This window comes from Pseudomonas sp. Z5-35 (assembly GCF_051131945.1).
Taxonomy (GTDB): domain Bacteria; phylum Pseudomonadota; class Gammaproteobacteria; order Pseudomonadales; family Pseudomonadaceae; genus Aquipseudomonas; species Aquipseudomonas marvdashtae.
Genome location: NZ_CP071640.1, coordinates 4,131,402 through 4,146,787, shown reverse-complemented (window position 1 = coordinate 4,146,787; position 15,386 = coordinate 4,131,402). Strand labels below are relative to the sequence as shown.

Below are 15,386 nucleotides of genomic sequence, written 5' to 3'. Positions count from 1 at the left end.
CGGTATGGATAAATCAGAGCAACTCGAAACTCTGCTGCTTGACCTCCTGGGAGTCCAGGCCGATCTGCACATTGAACTTGCCCGGTTCAGCCGCGTATTTGAGCTGGGTGTTGAAGAACTTCAGGTCGTCTTCCGTAAGGGTGAAGTGGATGACCTTCTTCTCGCCGGCCTTGAGCATCACCTTGCGGAAATTCTTCAACTCTTTCACCGGACGGATCATCGAGCCGGTGACGTCCTGGATGTACAGCTGGACCACGGTTTCGCCATCACGCTGGCCGGTGTTTTCCAGGGTGATGCTGGCGTCGAGCTTGCCGGACTTGTTCAGCGTGGTCGACGACAGCACCATGTCCGACAGACTGAACTCGGTGTAGCTCAGACCGTAGCCGAACGGGTAGAGCGGACCGGTGGTGTCGTCGAAGTACTGCGAGGTGTAGTTGCCCGGCTTGCCTGGCGTGAACGGCCGGCCGATGCTCAGGTGATTGTAGTAGGTCGGAATCTGCCCGACCGAGCGTGGGAAGGTGATTGGCAGCTTGCCTGACGGGTTGTAGTCGCCGAACAGCACGTCGGCGATGGCGTTACCGCCTTCGGTGCCGCTGAACCAGGTTTCCAGGATCGCATCGGCCTGTTGCTTTTCTTCCAGCAGCGACAGCGGACGGCCATTCATCAGCACCAGTACCAGCGGTTTGCCGGTGGCTTTCAGCGCCTTGATCAGCTCGCGCTGGTTGGCCGGGATGTTCAGTTCGGTGCGGCTCGACGATTCATGGGACATGCCACGGGACTCGCCCACGGCGGCCACGACCACGTCCGCTTCCTTGGCGGCTTTCACCGCTTCATCGATCAGCACCTGGGCCGGGCGCGGGTCGTCCACCACTTCCGGTGCGTCGAAATTGAGGAAATTGAGGTAGTCGAGCACCTTCTTGTCGCCGGTGATATTGGCGCCACGGGCATAGATCAGCTTCGACTCGCCGCCCAACGCGCGGGTAATGCCGTCGTACACGGTGACCGATTGCGCAGGCCGGCCAGCGGCTGCCCAACTGCCCATCATGTCGATCGGCGCCTTGGCCAGCGGCCCGACCAGGGCGATTTTCGCGGTTTTCTTCAGGGGCAGGGTCTGGTTGCGGTTTTCCAGCAGCACCAGGCTGCGGCGCGCCACGTCACGGGCATCGGCGCGGTGCATGCGGCTGTCGGCATAGACGTCGGCCGGGTCATCCTCGGCCTTGCCAATGCGCAGGTACGGGTCCTTGAACAGGCCCATGTCGTATTTGGCGGCAAGCACCGCGCGCACCGCGTTGTCGACGTCGCTCTGCTCGATCTCGCCGGCCTTGAGCAGCCCTGGCAGCTCCTTGCCGTACAGCGAGTCGTTCATGCTCATGTGGATACCGGCCTTGATCGCCAGTTTCGCCGCTTCGCGACCATCGCGGGCGACGCCATGCTTGATCAACTCGAAAATCGCACCGTGGTCGCTGACCGCCAGGCCCTTGAAGCCCCATTCCTTGCGCAACAAGTCATTCATCAGCCAGGTATCGGCGGTGGCCGGCACGCCGTTGATGGAGTTCAGCGCGACCATTACCCCGCCCGCGCCGGCATCGATGGCGGCGCGATAAGGCGGCAGGTAGTCCTGGTACATTTTCACCGGGCTCATGTCCACGGTGTTGTAGTCCCGGCCGCCTTCCACCGCGCCATACAGGGCGAAGTGCTTGACGCTGGCCATGATGCTGTCCGCCGCGTTGGCGCCGTTGCCCTGGAACGCCTTGACCATCACCGCGGCAATGCGCGACACCAGGTAGGTGTCTTCGCCGAAACCTTCGGATGTCCGGCCCCAGCGCGGGTCGCGGGAAATATCGACCATGGGCGCGAAGGTAATGTCCAGGCTGTCAGCCGCCGCTTCCTTGGCCGCGACACGACCGGAGCGGTAGATGGCGTCCATGTCCCAGCTTGAGGCCAGGGCCAGGGGAATCGGGAAAATGGTGCGATGGCCGTGGATCACGTCATAGGCGAAAAACATCGGGATCTTCAGCCGGCTGCGCATGGCCGCGTCCTGCATCGGACGGTTTTCATCACGGGTGATGGAATTGAACGTGCCGCCAATGTTGCCGGCGGCGATTTCCTTGCGGATCATCTCCCGGGGCATTTCCGGGCCGATGCTGATCAGGCGCAGTTGGCCAATCTTTTCCTCAAGGGTCATTTGCTTCATCAGGTTATTGACGAAAGCGTCCTTGTTCTCTATGGGGGCTGGCACGTTGTCGGCTAATACGGATTGACTGGCCAGGGTGACAAACAGGCCCAGCAAACACAGCTTCTTCATGAATAGTTTTCTCGCAAGCCTAAAGGGCGGTGATCTGTACACGCCGGTCAGCCTAAATGTGAGGAGCGGCTATTGTTGTTCGGGTGTTATCCAGCTAAATGCAGCACACTTTCGAACCTGTGCCGATGAACTTAGTTTCGCACCGCGCATCTTTTAGCCCATAGACCTGATTCGATCCAGTGCGGGGGCGATTATGCCCCAGACGCCGGTAAGATAGGTGGCGGTGTTTTTTTAATGCAATGCAAGGGAGAGCTTCACCTGATGAATCCACGACTGAATCACCGCAGCGCGCTGCAGATGCTGGCCCTGATGCTGTTCACCACGCTACTGGCCGGTTGCGGCATCAATAATATTCCGACGCTGGATGAGCAGGCGAAGGCGGCCTGGGGCCAGGTGCAGAACCAGTACCAGCGCCGCGCGGACCTGATCCCCAATCTGGTGGAGACCGTCAAGGGCTACGCCCGGCATGAGCAGGAAACCCTGACCGCTGTGGTTGAAGCGCGTGCCAAGGCCACGTCGATCCAGGTCGATGCCAGCACCTTGGACAATCCGGAAAAACTCAAGCAGTTCCAGCAGGCCCAGGACCAACTGAGCGGCGCGTTGAGCCGACTGATGGTGGTGGTCGAGCGCTACCCGGACCTGAAGGCCAACCAGAATTTCCTGGCGTTGCAATCGCAACTCGAAGGCACCGAGAACCGTATCGCCGTGGCGCGCCGCGACTTCATCCTGGCGGTGCAGAAGTACAACACTGAAATCCGGACCTTTCCCGGGCGCCTGTGGCACAGCGTGATGTACAGCGACTTGCCGGTTCGCGAGACCTTCGAGGCCACCAGCCCGAACGCCGAAAAAGCGCCTGAGGTGAAGTTTTGATGGAGCAGCTTCAAGTTCCAAGCTGCAAGCTTCAAGCTCAGGCAACGCGTACCGCTTGCAGCTTGAGGCTTGCAGCTCAATGCTTGTTTGCGCTGTTGCTCTGGGTATTTGCAGTCACGGCCCAGGCCGATTTGAAATTCCCGGCGCTGACCGGGCGGGTGGTGGACAGCGCCCAGATGCTCGAACCGTCGGTTCGTACGCAACTCGATGCGCAGCTCAAGGCCCATGAACAGGCCTCTGGCGAACAGCTGGTGGTGGTCACGCTGCCGGATCTGCAAGGCGCGAGCATTGAAGATTTCGGCTATCAATTGGGCCGCCATTGGGGCATCGGGCAGCAAGACAAGAACAACGGCGCGCTGCTGATCGTGGCGCGCGATGACCGTAAACTGCGGATCGAAGTGGGCTATGGCCTGGAGGATCGGCTGACCGATGCCCAGAGCTCGGTCATCATCAACCAGGTGATCACCCCGGCGTTCAAGACCGGCAACTTCAACAAGGGCATCAGTGACGGCGTCGCGGCGATGCTCGTGGTCTTGGGCGGCAGCCCGCTGGACGAGCCGGCCCCGGTATACAGCGCGGACGGGCAGGATGAGGGCGACTTCATCGAGCGCCATCCGGGGCTGTTCATCTTTCTGGCGATGCTGTTCATCCTGACCATATTCGTCTGCCAGGTGCTCGGTATCCTGCCGAGCGGCGGCGGCTCCGGCGGCGGCTCGCGAAGCAGCGGTGGCGGTTTCGGTGGCGCAGGGGGTGGCGGCTTCAGCGGTGGCGGTGGCAGTTTCGGAGGCGGCGGTTCGTCGGGCGGCTGGTGATAATCATAATGAGCAGGCATTTTTAACCATGGCATTACTGACTGAACACGAACAACGCAAAGTGGCCGAGGCCATCGCCCGGGTCGAGCGCGACACCGATGCCGAACTGGTCACGGTGCTCGCTGCCCGCGCCGACGATTACGCCTACATCCCGCTGCTGTGGGCCAGCTTGCTGGCGCTGGTGGTACCCGGAGTGCTGCATTACCTGACGGGATGGCTGAGCATGCACAGTTTGTTGTGGGTGCAATGGAGCAGCTTCATCGTGCTGTGCCTGCTGTTTCGGATTCCCTTCATCACCACGCGCCTGATCCCGCGCTCCGTGCGCCATTGGCGAGCCTCCAACCTGGCGCGCCGGCAATTTCTCGAGCAGAACCTGCACCACACCGCGGGCGGCACCGGCATGCTGATCTTCGTCTGCGAGGCCGAGCGGTATGTGGAAATCCTGGTGGACGAAGGCATTTCCAAGCGACTCGACAACAGCAATTGGGACTCCATTGTCAGTGCGTTCACCCAGCAGGTTCGCCAGGGGCAGACATTGCAGGGCTTTGTGACCTGTATCGAGGCCTGCGGCGAGTTGCTCAAGACGCACGTACCGGTGACTCACGAGCGCAATGAATTGCCGAATCGGTTGGTGGTGTTGGCGTAGCGGCTTCAAGCTTCAAGCTTCAAGCTTCAAGCTTCAAGCTTCAAGCTTCAAGCTTCAAGCTTCAAGCCAAAGCCTATCTACTGCGTTTGACTTGCAGCTTGCAGCTTGCAGCTTGCAGCTTGCAGCTTGCAGCTTAAAATACCATTCCCGATTCGCCCGCCCCGAGGCCGCTTCTCCATGTCTGCCACCGCCACGCCAGTCCGTCCCGCGCCGGATCATCACGCCCAGTTCATCGAGCTGCTGCAAACCAGCCTCGAACAGAACGCGTTCATCAAGCTGGTGCTGGCCAAGTACTGCGGTGACGAAGCCGATCTGCAGCGGCTGATCATCAAGCAACTGATGGTCAAGGATCAGCCGTGCCTGTCCTTCGTCTATCGCTACAAGACCCGCGATATCACCAAGAACTTTGCCTTGGCCGAAGGTGTGCAAACCGTTGCCGCACTGCTGCCGGCGTCGTTCAAGAACGCACATCTGCTGGCGGTCACCGATGAGGCGCAGCTGGAATACAGCAAGAAGGGCAAGAGCTCGCTGTTCAAGAGCAAGCCCCAGCAACTGCGGGAAGTGCCGTCCGCCGGGCACAACCGTGAGAAGAACCGTTTCCTCGACCTGAGCCGGCCATTCCTGGCCGACCTGGGCGTGACCAACCACAAGCACGAGTTGATCCCGGCGATGTCGCGCAAGTGGAAGCAGATCAACAAGTTCATCGAAGTCTTCAGCCATGCGCTGACGTCTTCGCCACTGGCGCTCGACAAACCGGTACGGGTCTCGGATTTCGGCTCGGGCAAGGGTTACCTGACGTTCGCCATCCACGATTACCTGCGCAACACTTTGCAGGCCGAGGGGCTGGTCACCGGCGTGGAGCTGCGCGAGGACATGGTCAAGTTGTGCAACGAAGCTGCCGCGCGGCTTGAGCACCCAGGCCTGGACTTCCAACACGGTGACGTGCGCAGCGTGGCGCCGCGCGCGGTGGATGTGATGATCGCCCTGCATGCCTGCGACATTGCCACCGATTATGCGATCCACATGGGCATCCGCTCGGGCGCCTCGATCATCATGTGCTCGCCGTGCTGTCACAAGCAGATCCGCCTGCAAATCCAGAGCCCGGCGCTGCTCAAGCCCATGCTGCAATACGGCCTGCATCTGGGCCAGCAGGCCGAAATGGTCACCGATAGCCTGCGAGCGCTGTTCCTGGAAGCCTGTGGCTACGAGACCAAGGTGTTCGAGTTCATTTCCCTGGACCACACCAACAAAAACAAGATGATCCTGGCGGTCAAGCGCGCCGAACCGGTGGACGCTACCGAGCTTTTGGCCAAGATCCAGGAACTGAAGGCGTTCTATCACATCACCGAGCATTGCCTCGAAACGCTGCTGCGGGCTGACGGTTACCTCGTCTGATCCGCGGCCTCAATCAAGATTTTGCCAAGGTCCAGGCGGCCGACTACGACGCGCTGCTGGTACCGGGCGGACGTCCAGCGCCACGTGCCGGACTGGGAGCGCGGATTGGCGAATCTAGACCTCCACCGGCACCGTCAACTTCGGATCGCCCAGCGGATGGCTCTTGGCGTCGAAGAAGCGCAACTCGGTGTCCAGTCCCTCGAATACCTTGGCGTAATGGCGCTTCTGATGTTGGATAAACGCCTGGCTGCGCGGGTAGATCGAGATCGCCACGGTCCTCGGCGCGGCAAGGCGCAAGGCATGGGCGATATGACTGTCCTGTTCGCCCAAGGCATGGCCAAACAGGCACAGGTTGTCGCGATGGTGGAGCAGCTGTTCGTAGCAGAACGACAGATAGTCGCTGCTGCGGATGGTCTTGAGTTTGTCCTGGCTCGGCCCCTCATTGACGAACAGCGGTACGTCGTCGAGCGTCTTGAGCGTGTTGTTGATGGCGAAACTGCCCAGCAGCGTGCCCTCGGTGGAGGTGAGCTTGCGCGCGGTGCCGTCCTGGTTGCGCACCAGGTGCAGGCCGCCGTGCAGATACAGCAGGCGAGGTTTGTCAGAGTCGGCCTGGCTCAGGTCGAAGCTATGGTCCGCACCGAGGAACAGGTCGGTGATGGTTTCGGGCGAGTGCTGGATCGCCCAATAGCTCAGCAGATCGTAGTTGGTGGTGAACACGGTGCGGTAGCGGCCCAGTTCCTGGTTGAGGCTCGCCAGGGTTGAGGGCTGCACCAGCCGCCACGGGATGTGCACGGTGTGCACGGTGTTGATCAGCGCTTCCTTGATCGCGTAGTAGCGGTTACGCGGTGCGGCGGAGCTGACGGCCAGGGCCTTGTTGACCCGGCTGGTGGTTTTCAATGCGCCGAGCACCTGTTCGAAACTGCGCGTCTGCAGCGCGTCGAACACGCTGAGTTCCGACGGGCTCAAGGGTTTCTCCTCGACGGTGCGGGCGTTTTCGTACAACGAGTCATAGCCGAAATCGTCCCACACGGCGCGGCTGGCGCCATTGCCCACCAGAAGGCCGCTGAAGGCGGTGTTGGCGCGCAACGTCTGCCAATCTTCGAGCCGGGTGTCGTATTCCTGGAAATCGGTCATCACGAAAGTCATCTCAAAACGTGGCAAAGGCAGGGCTGTGACTTTATCACGACCCAGTCTTGAGCCAGATCAAGATACGTTGTGACCGGTCGGTCAATGCTGTACGCCCCTGCCGATCCGGCCTTTATCAGGAGCGTGTCCCATGAGCAGCACTTTTTTCATTCCCGCCGTGAACATCATGGGCCTCGGTTGCCTCGACGAAGCCATGACCGCCATCCGCAACTACGGGTTTCGCAAGGCCCTGATCGTCACCGACGCGGGACTGGCGAAGGCCGGGGTCGCCAGCAAGGTGGCCCAGCTGCTGGCCCTACAGGACGTCGATTCGGTGGTTTTCGACGGTGCCAAGCCCAATCCGAGCATCGCTAATGTCGAATTGGGGTTGGGCTTGCTGAAAGAGGGCCAGTGCGACTTTGTCGTGTCGCTGGGCGGTGGTTCTCCCCATGATTGCGCCAAGGGCATCGCGCTCTGCGCAACCAATGGCGGCCAGATCCGCGACTATGAAGGGGTCGACCGTTCGAGCAAGCCGCAACTGCCGCTGATCGCCATCAACACCACGGCAGGCACCGCCAGCGAGATGACCCGTTTCTGCATCATCACCGACGAAACCCGCCATGTGAAAATGGCGATTGTCGACCGCAACGTCACGCCGCTGATGTCGGTCAACGACCCGGCGCTGATGGTGGCGATGCCCAAGGGCCTGACCGCCGCCACTGGCATGGACGCATTGACCCACGCGATCGAGGCCTATGTCTCGACCGCCGCCACGCCGATTACCGATGCCTGCGCCCTGAAAGCCATTACCCTCATCAGCAACAACCTGCGCCTGGCCGTGCGCGACGGTAACGATCTGGCGGCGCGGGAGAACATGGCCTACGCGCAGTTCCTGGCGGGCATGGCGTTCAACAACGCCTCACTGGGTTTCGTGCATGCCATGGCGCATCAACTGGGCGGTTTCTATGACTTGCCCCACGGCGTATGCAATGCGGTGCTGTTGCCTCATGTGCAGAGTTTCAACGCCATGGTATGCGCCACCCGGCTGACCGACGTAGCCGTTGCCATGGGGGCCGATGCGCACGGTTCCAGCCCGGAAGAAGGCGCGCAGGTCGCCATCGCCGCGATCCGCAGCCTGGCCTTGGACGTGGAGATCCCCGCAGGCCTGCGCGAGTTGGGCGTGCGCCTCAACGACGTGCCAGTCCTGGCGGCCAACGCCATGAAAGACGCATGCGGGCTTACCAATCCACGGGCGGCGGACCAGCGGCAGATCGAAGAAATTTTCCGCAGCGCATTCTAGGCGGTCCGCGCTGGCGTGAGCCTGATACAGAGCATCGCCGCCGCCGCCAATAACGTGCACAACACCGCCAGTGGCCAGGCCTGTTGACTCAATAACAGGCTGGCCATGGCGCCGATCAAGGAGGCCATCAGTTGGTGCAGGAAACCGCTCAACGCCATCGCATAAGCGCCGGCGATTGGCGCTCCCTCGTTCGCCAACGACAGGCTGATGGGGTAGTTCAACGACTGGCCGAACACCGCGAAGCAGTAAGGCAGCCAGAACAGCAGGGCGACGCTGCTCATTGAAACACTGCCTGCCAGCATGGTGACGCTGCCGCCCAAAACCAGGGCGATGCCCCAGCCCATCAGCCGCCGCTGGCCCGTGCGCAATACAAACGCATTCACCGCAAGCGCACCCAACAAATACGCCGCACTGATCGGCCAACCCAACAGACCGTATTCGATCGCTGACCAGTGAAAGCTTTCCTGCAGGATCAGCGGCGCAGCCGTGTTGAAAGCGATGATCACGCCATAGCCCAATCCTCCTGCCAGCGCTGGCAACAGGAATCCACGATGACGCAGTATCTGTCCGTACACCCACCACGCCGATTGCCCGTTGCTCGCCTCGGCCAGGACCGGGAAGCGGGCCCTGGACACTGCCGCTGCCATGGCGAGGCTGGCCGCGCCCAATCCCAGGAAGATCGCCTCCCATCCGAACGCCGCCTGGATCAGCGAGCCCAGGTACTGGCCGATGCCGAGGGCCACCACGAAGGCGATCGATATCCAGGACAGGGCCTTGGCCAGCAGATCGCCACTGAAACTGTCGCGTATCAGCACTCGCGCCATGACGGAAATGCCGCTGGCGCCGATCCCCTGGATTAACCTGAGCGTCAGGAACGCCTCTATGGACGTGCCCAACGGCAAGGCCAGGTTGCCCAGGCCGTAAAGCGCCAAGGCCGCCAGCAGGACAGGCTTGCGCCCGAGCCGCTGGCTCAGGCTGCCCCATAACAGCATTGGTAACGCCATGCCAATCAGGTACACCGGCAAACCCCACGAAACCCGCGCCGCGTCGGCTCCCAGGTCTTGGGCGATATCAGGCAGGGCCGGCAAGTAGATGCTCATGCCCAGTTGGGCCAGGAAGACGGTGGCGCAGGTGACGATCAGGGTTGTGCTGTTCTTCATCAGGGGCTCGTTTCAAGGGCGAATGTCACGCCCATGGGCCAGCAGCCGGTCAATGACCCGCTCGCAGAACGAACGAATCACGTCCGCCTCCATATCGGCACGCAGGGTGATGCGGATTGCGGCCTTGTCTTGCGGTACCACGGGGAAAAAAACCGCTGAAGTGAAATACCCCAGGTCGGCCAGTTCGACCGCCAGGCGGGTGGCCACGGCCGCCTCGCCGCAGTTCACCAGGCGGATTGCCATGGGGCTGGCGTACTGTTCGGTTCGGATGAGGCTGTCGAAGAAGCGGATATTAGCCTGCAAACGCTCCTGCAAGGTCTGGAATTCGCGGCTGCGATGCAAACGGATCGAGGCCATGCCGGCGCCGATCGCCGCCGAATTCAGGCATTGCGACCAGTTGCTGGGACCGCCGTAACGCTGCACCAGCGTCTTGTGCCGTTCATCGCCGAACATGGCCAGCCCACCGCCGGCGCCGAATGACTTGGCCAGCGAGGCGACGATCAAGGTGCGCTCATCCACCGTGTGCACCCGCGAGCGCATCAGGCCGATGCCGGATTTCCCTACAGTGGACAGCGCGTGGGAATCGTCCACATAAAGAAACAGGTCATAGCGTTGCTTGAGGTACAGCAAGCTGTCCAGGTCCGCCATGCCGCCCATGCTGTAGGCGCCGTCGGCCACGTAGGCTACGTTGCCCTGGCGTTTGCACACGTCTTCGAGAAAATCCATGTCGTTGTGCGGGCAGGTGAGGACTTGGGTTTCGTCGGCGCACGCGGCCTTGATGTGGTTCATCGAGTAATGGGCCTGCTTGTCGAACACCATTACCGGCGGACGGTTGCCCGTCAGCGCGCCGCTGGCCAGCAGCGGCAGGATCCCCGCGCTCGCCGCGCTGCAGGACAGCGCACTGAGGCAACTGGCGCCAAACAATTCCGACAGTTGGGTTTCGTATTGGTCCAGGATCGCTAGCCGGCAACGGTTTCTCGAATTGGCGATGCGCAGGGTCCCGGTTTCCCACAGCATGGTCATGACGCCATCCAGCAGCGCAGGGTGGTAATCCAGGCCCAAGTAGGAGGTCGTGCAAAAGTGTTGCAGGGTGCGGCCGTATTGGTCGACGAGAACATTGGGCGTCTTGACCTCGACATTCAGCCCTGCGACTTTTCCGGTTTCGGCGCTTTGCCAGTCCTGGTCTGCCAGGGAAACGATTTTGCGATAGTTGCTGAAGTGATGAGTCGGTTGCGAAGTCTGGTTCATGGGTAAATTAGATCCTTGGTTAAGCAGGCTGTCCGTAGGGGCGTTTCAATATCTGTGTGTTTCCAGACTTTACAGATGGGCGGGTAGCGCTTTGAATCGGCCGTTTCCGGTGTGTTTGAGTGTTACCGGAGACTTCTATGTAGGACCTTGCCTAAGGGCTTGGGCGGGGAATCCATTTGCAGCGTCGGAGCTGCGTCTTGACCCTGTATATGTTGGGCCTGCCTTGTTCCGCTGCTCGGGCAACCCACTGCTTGACGAATCTCAGAGCTGCTTGTCGATGCGGCACGGCTGGGGACCGGCCTGGCATTTGGTTTCACCCTACCGTTTGTCGTGGCGCCAGTGTTTTTCTCAAACCTTGAGTCTTGGATCACTTCGAATGAGATACGGGGTGCGCATGCCCATCATTCATAAAAACGGAGGGCCGGATCATGCGAGGGCCGAGCAACATTTATCCGGGAAACATCACTCACGATCGAACGAAGGTGTCTGAATCGGGTCGCAAAAGTGGAAGGACCACCATCATGAGCGTCGATAGATACCCGGGGAAAGGTGAAGTTGGCCGCCAGCCGGGACGGATGCCTCGCTGAATATCCATCGGTGGTTCTGATTCAGCGGCGGGCAAATCCCGTCGAAATTTTCTTATCAGAGGAGGGCGCGACCATGAGCCGGATGGCCACCTTTTTACGCACCACCAGCGTTGTCGTGCTGATGGGCCTGGGTGCCAGCAGCGCCTGGGCCCAATCGCCAGCCGAATTCATCAACGATGCATCAGCCAAAGGCATGGCTGACATCGAAGCCAGCCGCGAGGCGCATTCCAAAGCCGAATCCCGGGAGGTCAAGGATTACACCATCATGGTGATCAACGACCGCACCACCGCGAATCAACACCTGGCGAAAATCGCCAAGAAACTCGATTTGCCTGTTGCCCCAAGAGAAGAGGTGGCTGACAAAGCCAAGGCCCTCATGCCGAAGGTAGCCGAGGGCGAGTCGTTCGAAGCGGCTTATGCCGCCAGTCAGGTCAAGGCCACTGAGGAAGCCATCGAGCAGATCCAGCAGCAGGCCCAGACCACCGAAGTGCCGGAAATCAAGGCATTCGCTGACGAAACCCTGCCCAAGTTGCAGACTCATCTCGAAATGGCCAGGGCGCTGCAGGCCAGCCGCTGATCCGCTGCACCTGCTTTACATAGAGGACCGGGGCGCCCGCGTCCCGGCTTGTTTTGCCCGCAGAAAAGGAGAACCTCAATGTCTACACGCCGAGAACCCAACCAATACGCGATGCAGAATCCACTGACCCAATACCCTCGTCCGGAGTTTCCCGACCAGCCACAGTCGCCGCCGGGCATTGACCAGGACATGGAGCCGCAACCCGATCATGGCGAAAAAAGTTATCAAGGCTTCGGTCGCCTGGAAGGTCGCAAGGCGCTGATCACAGGAGGCGATTCGGGTATCGGTCGCGCAGCGGCTATCGCCTATGCGCGAGAAGGGGCTGACGTAGCGATCAATTATCTGCCTAGCGAAGAGCGCGACGCGCAGCAAGTCATCGAACTTATCAAGGCTGAAGGCCGCAAGGCCATCGCGATTCCTGGCGATCTCAAGGATGAAGCGTTCTGCGTGCAGCTGGTAAAAATGGCGCAACAGGAACTTGGTGGGCTGGATATCCTGGTGAATGTCGCCGGCAAGCAGGAGGCGCAAAAAGACATCGCCGACATCACCACCGCGCAATTCGACGACACCATGAAAACCAACATCTATGCGATGTTCTGGATCTGCAAGGCTGCGGTGCCGCTGATGCCGGCCGGGGCGACCATCATCAATACCGCGTCGATCCAATCCTACGATCCGTCCGCGACGCTGCTGGATTACGCCACCACCAAAGCGGCTATCGTCGCCTTCACCAAGGCGCTGGCCGGACAAGTCATCAGCAAGGGGATTCGGGTCAACGCCGTCGCACCGGGCCCGATCTGGACCGTGTTGCAACCCAGCGGCGGACAACCTCGCGAGAAGATTCCTACGTTTGGCTCCCAAGTACCGATGAAACGTCCGGGACAGCCTGCGGAGTGCGCGCCGCTCTATGTACTGCTCGCCTCGCAGGAATCGAGCTATATCACCGGGGAAGTGTTCGGCGTTACGGGTGGCAACCCGCTGCCCTGATCGTTTGACCAACCGTTGCATGGGCGATCGACGCCCATGCAATGCCGGTCAGCACTGGTTCAGATCAACCTTGTTTTTTTCTTCCAGCCCTTCAAGGTGCTTGGCCTCACCTTCTCCCATGGCCTGGTAGTGCTTTCTGAGTGCCTCTAGCTGCTTGAGATCCAGCGATTCGAGCCCAAGCATGGCGTTCTGTGCACTTTTGCTGGCGCGCAGCAATTCGTCGACTTTCAAATGCAGGATATCGGTGTCGCGGTTTTGCGTGTTCTGGATCAGGAACACCATCAGGAAGGTGATGATCGTGGTCGAGGTATTGATGATCAATTGCCAAGTGTCGTTGAAACCGAAGAACGGTCCGCTGGCAGCCCAGAGCGCCAACAACACGATGGCTCCCAGAAAGGTCTTGGGACTCCCCGCCCACAGGGCCAGTTTTTGAGCGATTTTTGCGAACGTCATTGCCGTGTTTCCTTATGGGATGCACCTGTCTGGTGTGACAGCAACGAGGCGGCGAAAATTCTACTTACATTTCAATCTGACGTCTGTCGGTATTCGTCATCCAGGCCCAAGACTGTCGCAACCATCTGCTCCATCCAAGGGTCACTCTTTAAAGCCTTAATCTAGGGAGTACGTCATGAATCTCACTCGCACTTTTTGCCTCGCCTGCTGCCTGTTCGCCCTGCAAGGCTGTTTCGACAACTCCAACAACGAGACCAAGGACAACACCGACGGCACCAAGTCGTCGGTGCAGATGCAGGAGTCCAAGTCGCAAAGCAAGTAGATGGCATAGCCCAAGCTTGGCTATGGAAAACCTGGGGGAACAAGCTTGCCCCCAGGTTGGGGCTGTTTCTCACCGGCCCTGCTGCAACACCTTCAGCGCTGCCGAGGCAAGGAAGCCGGAGCGGCTCTTCTCTTCAGGATGGTGCAACACGTATTCATCAATACGATTGAGCAGGTAGCCGGGCAACGTAATGTTGAGCTTCTGTGCCTTGCCCAGGTATTTGGTCACGTCGATATCCACCAGCGCCCATGTACATCCGGCATATTTCGGGTCGGCCGCGTGCAGCGTGACCGTATTGGCTGGCGGAATGGGCGAGCCATCCTCGGCGAGAATTTCGAAGTGCCCTTCGATGGCCTCGCGCGCCATGGCCATGGCTTCATCGAGATCGTCGCCAGCGGAAAAACAACCGGGAATATCCGGCACTTCCACACCCCAGGCGTGGTTCTCATCGCCCAAGGAAATCGCAATTGGGTAAAGCATTCAATGGTCCTCCGGAAAAGCTTGGCAACTGGCTTCCTGAAGCAGGGCCTGTTGCAAAATACTGATGGCCGTTTTCTTGAGCAGATCTTTTTTTGGATGGGGAACCGTGACCAGTCCCGGTTTGGTCGGGTGCTTGAAATGATGGTGACTGCCTCGAATCCGCACCAGGTACCAACCATCCGCAACAATCTGACCTATCAAGAATCGGCTATTCACAACACCTCCGTGTGGTGCGCTTGGTGGGAACTATACCCACTAAAAAATAATGATCAACACTATAACCACCGCAGGGGGATAAGCGGGTTTAGCGGTATGTCGTAACCAAGTCTAGAAGCCGCGCCAGGGAAGGCGGGCAGGGGGCGGGTTGGGTTTATTTCTGGATGTGAGGCCGCGTACAGATGCCCCTGGTGGCGAGGGAGCTTGCTCCCGCTGTGCTGCGCAGTAGCCCCCGTTTGAGCTCAACCGCGAACAACAGCTGTTCGCCCTAAGCGCCTATGATTGCTGCAAGAAAGTCAGCCGCACCGCAAACCCAATCAGAAGGCCACCAAACAACCACTGCTGCACCCGCTGCGCTGTGGGCGATCGTTGAAGCCAGCGCCCCAGGGCTACTCCAGCGAAGGCATAGAGCACGTCGTACAACAAACCGACGCAGACCAATATCACCCCCAACGTTGCAAACTGCGCCAGCACCGGTCCGTTCTGGGGGGCGATGAATTGCGGCATCAACACCGAGCAAAACAATAGTGCCTTGGGATTAAGCAGATTGGTCAGCAGGCCGCGCTGCACCGCTTGCCAGCGTTGCCCTTCGGTTGCAAGGCTGTGGTCTTGAAGGTTCGGCAACAACGTGGTCCGCAAACACTGAAGCCCGATCCAGGCCAAATAAGCAGCCCCGGCCAGGCGCACCACATCAAAGGTCCAAGGCGCCGACTTGAATAGCACCGAGAGTCCCATCGCTGCCAGCGCGACATGACATGCCCGGGCGATCCCCAAGCCCACCGCCGTGGCTAACGCCGCGCCCTTACCCTCGCGGGCGCCGGTTTGCAACACCAGGATCATATCCGGCCCGGGCAGCAGATACGCCACCGTCAACGCCGTGAAAAACAACCAGAGCCCTGTCAT

At 60.1% G+C, this 15,386-nt stretch carries 16 protein-coding genes and 1 pseudogene; 9 read left to right on the top strand and 8 right to left on the bottom strand.

The features are described from left to right. Positions 1 to 13: 13 nt before the first annotated feature. The gene (gene bglX, locus J3P95_RS18970; RefSeq protein WP_434580110.1) at positions 14 to 2,305 is read right to left on the bottom strand and encodes a beta-glucosidase BglX; all 2,292 of its coding nucleotides are present in this window, start codon (positions 2,303 to 2,305) and stop codon (positions 14 to 16) included. 261 nt (positions 2,306 to 2,566) lie between these two features. Between bglX and J3P95_RS18965 the strand changes: the two genes are divergently transcribed. From J3P95_RS18965 to J3P95_RS18945, 5 genes and pseudogenes are all read left to right on the top strand, one after another. Then, positions 2,567 to 3,175, top strand: coding sequence for a LemA family protein (locus tag J3P95_RS18965; RefSeq protein WP_434558270.1), 609 nt, complete (start codon positions 2,567 to 2,569; stop codon positions 3,173 to 3,175). 83 nt (positions 3,176 to 3,258) lie between these two features. Beyond that, complete coding sequence (locus J3P95_RS18960) at positions 3,259 to 3,987, top strand: TPM domain-containing protein (protein WP_434580112.1); 729 nt, start codon at positions 3,259 to 3,261, stop codon at positions 3,985 to 3,987. Positions 3,988 to 4,015: 28 nt separating this feature from the next. Further along, a complete protein-coding gene (locus tag J3P95_RS18955) occupies positions 4,016 to 4,633 on the top strand; it encodes a TPM domain-containing protein (protein WP_434558268.1) in 618 nt (205 codons plus the stop codon). Between the two features lie 177 nt (positions 4,634 to 4,810). Continuing rightward, a complete protein-coding gene (locus tag J3P95_RS18950; RefSeq protein ID WP_434558267.1) occupies positions 4,811 to 6,028 on the top strand; it encodes a class I SAM-dependent methyltransferase in 1,218 nt (405 codons plus the stop codon). Positions 6,029 to 6,036: 8 nt separating this feature from the next. After that, positions 6,037 to 6,102 (top strand): annotated as a pseudogene (locus J3P95_RS18945) (protease); the annotation flags it as partial. Positions 6,103 to 6,142: 40 nt separating this feature from the next. Here J3P95_RS18945 and J3P95_RS18940 read toward each other — a convergent pair. Further along, on the bottom strand, positions 6,143 to 7,162 hold the full coding sequence (locus J3P95_RS18940; RefSeq protein ID WP_434558266.1) for a DUF4917 family protein: 1,020 nt from the start codon (positions 7,160 to 7,162) through the stop codon (positions 6,143 to 6,145). Between the two features lie 142 nt (positions 7,163 to 7,304). Here J3P95_RS18940 and yiaY point away from each other — a divergent pair, with 142 nt between their 5' ends. After that, complete coding sequence (gene yiaY, locus J3P95_RS18935) at positions 7,305 to 8,453, top strand: L-threonine dehydrogenase (RefSeq protein WP_434625997.1); 1,149 nt, start codon at positions 7,305 to 7,307, stop codon at positions 8,451 to 8,453. Here yiaY and J3P95_RS18930 read toward each other — a convergent pair. Together J3P95_RS18930 and J3P95_RS18925 are read right to left on the bottom strand one after the other, a co-directional pair. Then, on the bottom strand, positions 8,450 to 9,613 hold the full coding sequence (locus J3P95_RS18930; protein WP_434580116.1) for an MFS transporter: 1,164 nt from the start codon (positions 9,611 to 9,613) through the stop codon (positions 8,450 to 8,452). The two genes, yiaY and J3P95_RS18930, sit on opposite strands and share 4 nt — an antisense overlap. Positions 9,614 to 9,625: 12 nt before the next feature. Further along, entirely contained in the window at positions 9,626 to 10,861 is a 1,236-nt protein-coding gene (locus J3P95_RS18925; protein ID WP_434580118.1) for an aminotransferase class I/II-fold pyridoxal phosphate-dependent enzyme, read from the bottom strand. Between the two features lie 660 nt (positions 10,862 to 11,521). Here J3P95_RS18925 and J3P95_RS18920 point away from each other — a divergent pair. Both J3P95_RS18920 and J3P95_RS18915 read left to right on the top strand, forming a co-directional pair. Beyond that, on the top strand, positions 11,522 to 12,025 hold the full coding sequence (locus tag J3P95_RS18920; RefSeq protein ID WP_186615065.1) for a DUF4142 domain-containing protein: 504 nt from the start codon (positions 11,522 to 11,524) through the stop codon (positions 12,023 to 12,025). A gap of 78 nt (positions 12,026 to 12,103) precedes the next feature. Continuing rightward, positions 12,104 to 13,012: an SDR family oxidoreductase gene (locus tag J3P95_RS18915; protein ID WP_434558262.1), complete on the top strand. Its 909-nt coding sequence runs from the start codon at positions 12,104 to 12,106 to the stop codon at positions 13,010 to 13,012. Between the two features lie 48 nt (positions 13,013 to 13,060). Here J3P95_RS18915 and J3P95_RS18910 read toward each other — a convergent pair whose 3' ends face one another. Next, entirely contained in the window at positions 13,061 to 13,465 is a 405-nt protein-coding gene (locus tag J3P95_RS18910; protein ID WP_434558261.1) for a low affinity iron permease family protein, read from the bottom strand. Positions 13,466 to 13,640: 175 nt separating this feature from the next. On the opposite strand from J3P95_RS18910, the gene J3P95_RS18905 reads away from it, so the two are divergent. After that, positions 13,641 to 13,787 carry a hypothetical protein gene (locus J3P95_RS18905; RefSeq protein WP_434558260.1) on the top strand — a complete coding sequence of 49 codons (147 nt, stop codon included), beginning with the start codon at positions 13,641 to 13,643 and terminating at the stop codon, positions 13,785 to 13,787. 69 nt (positions 13,788 to 13,856) lie between these two features. Here J3P95_RS18905 and J3P95_RS18900 read toward each other — a convergent pair whose 3' ends face one another. From J3P95_RS18900 to J3P95_RS18890, 3 genes are all read right to left on the bottom strand, one after another. Next, positions 13,857 to 14,267, bottom strand: a complete 411-nt coding sequence (locus J3P95_RS18900; RefSeq protein ID WP_434558259.1) for a type II toxin-antitoxin system HicB family antitoxin — start codon at positions 14,265 to 14,267, stop codon at positions 13,857 to 13,859. Then, the gene (locus J3P95_RS18895; protein WP_434558258.1) at positions 14,268 to 14,483 is read right to left on the bottom strand and encodes a type II toxin-antitoxin system HicA family toxin; all 216 of its coding nucleotides are present in this window, start codon (positions 14,481 to 14,483) and stop codon (positions 14,268 to 14,270) included. A 276-nt stretch (positions 14,484 to 14,759) separates the two neighbouring features. Next, positions 14,760 to 15,386 (bottom strand): LysE family translocator, encoded by a 627-nt coding sequence (locus J3P95_RS18890; RefSeq protein ID WP_434558257.1) that lies wholly within the window; start codon positions 15,384 to 15,386, stop codon positions 14,760 to 14,762.

What these genes read in the sequence shown, in the direction of transcription:
- bglX (WP_434580110.1), bottom strand. Translation starts at nt 2,305, where the DNA reads ATGAAGAAGCTGTGTTTGCTGGGCCTGTTTGTCACCCTGGCCAGTCAA.
- J3P95_RS18965 (WP_434558270.1), top strand. Translation starts at nt 2,567, where the DNA reads ATGAATCCACGACTGAATCACCGCAGCGCGCTGCAGATGCTGGCCCTG.
- J3P95_RS18955 (WP_434558268.1), top strand. Translation starts at nt 4,016, where the DNA reads ATGGCATTACTGACTGAACACGAACAACGCAAAGTGGCCGAGGCCATC.
- J3P95_RS18950 (WP_434558267.1), top strand. Translation starts at nt 4,811, where the DNA reads ATGTCTGCCACCGCCACGCCAGTCCGTCCCGCGCCGGATCATCACGCC.
- J3P95_RS18940 (WP_434558266.1), bottom strand. Translation starts at nt 7,162, where the DNA reads ATGACCGATTTCCAGGAATACGACACCCGGCTCGAAGATTGGCAGACG.
- yiaY (WP_434625997.1), top strand. Translation starts at nt 7,305, where the DNA reads ATGAGCAGCACTTTTTTCATTCCCGCCGTGAACATCATGGGCCTCGGT.
- J3P95_RS18930 (WP_434580116.1), bottom strand. Translation starts at nt 9,613, where the DNA reads ATGAAGAACAGCACAACCCTGATCGTCACCTGCGCCACCGTCTTCCTG.
- J3P95_RS18925 (WP_434580118.1), bottom strand. Translation starts at nt 10,861, where the DNA reads ATGAACCAGACTTCGCAACCGACTCATCACTTCAGCAACTATCGCAAA.
- J3P95_RS18920 (WP_186615065.1), top strand. Translation starts at nt 11,522, where the DNA reads ATGAGCCGGATGGCCACCTTTTTACGCACCACCAGCGTTGTCGTGCTG.
- J3P95_RS18915 (WP_434558262.1), top strand. Translation starts at nt 12,104, where the DNA reads ATGTCTACACGCCGAGAACCCAACCAATACGCGATGCAGAATCCACTG.
- J3P95_RS18910 (WP_434558261.1), bottom strand. Translation starts at nt 13,465, where the DNA reads ATGACGTTCGCAAAAATCGCTCAAAAACTGGCCCTGTGGGCGGGGAGT.
- J3P95_RS18905 (WP_434558260.1), top strand. Translation starts at nt 13,641, where the DNA reads ATGAATCTCACTCGCACTTTTTGCCTCGCCTGCTGCCTGTTCGCCCTG.
- J3P95_RS18900 (WP_434558259.1), bottom strand. Translation starts at nt 14,267, where the DNA reads ATGCTTTACCCAATTGCGATTTCCTTGGGCGATGAGAACCACGCCTGG.
- J3P95_RS18890 (WP_434558257.1), bottom strand. Translation starts at nt 15,386, where the DNA reads ATGACAGGGCTCTGGTTGTTTTTCACGGCGTTGACGGTGGCGTATCTG.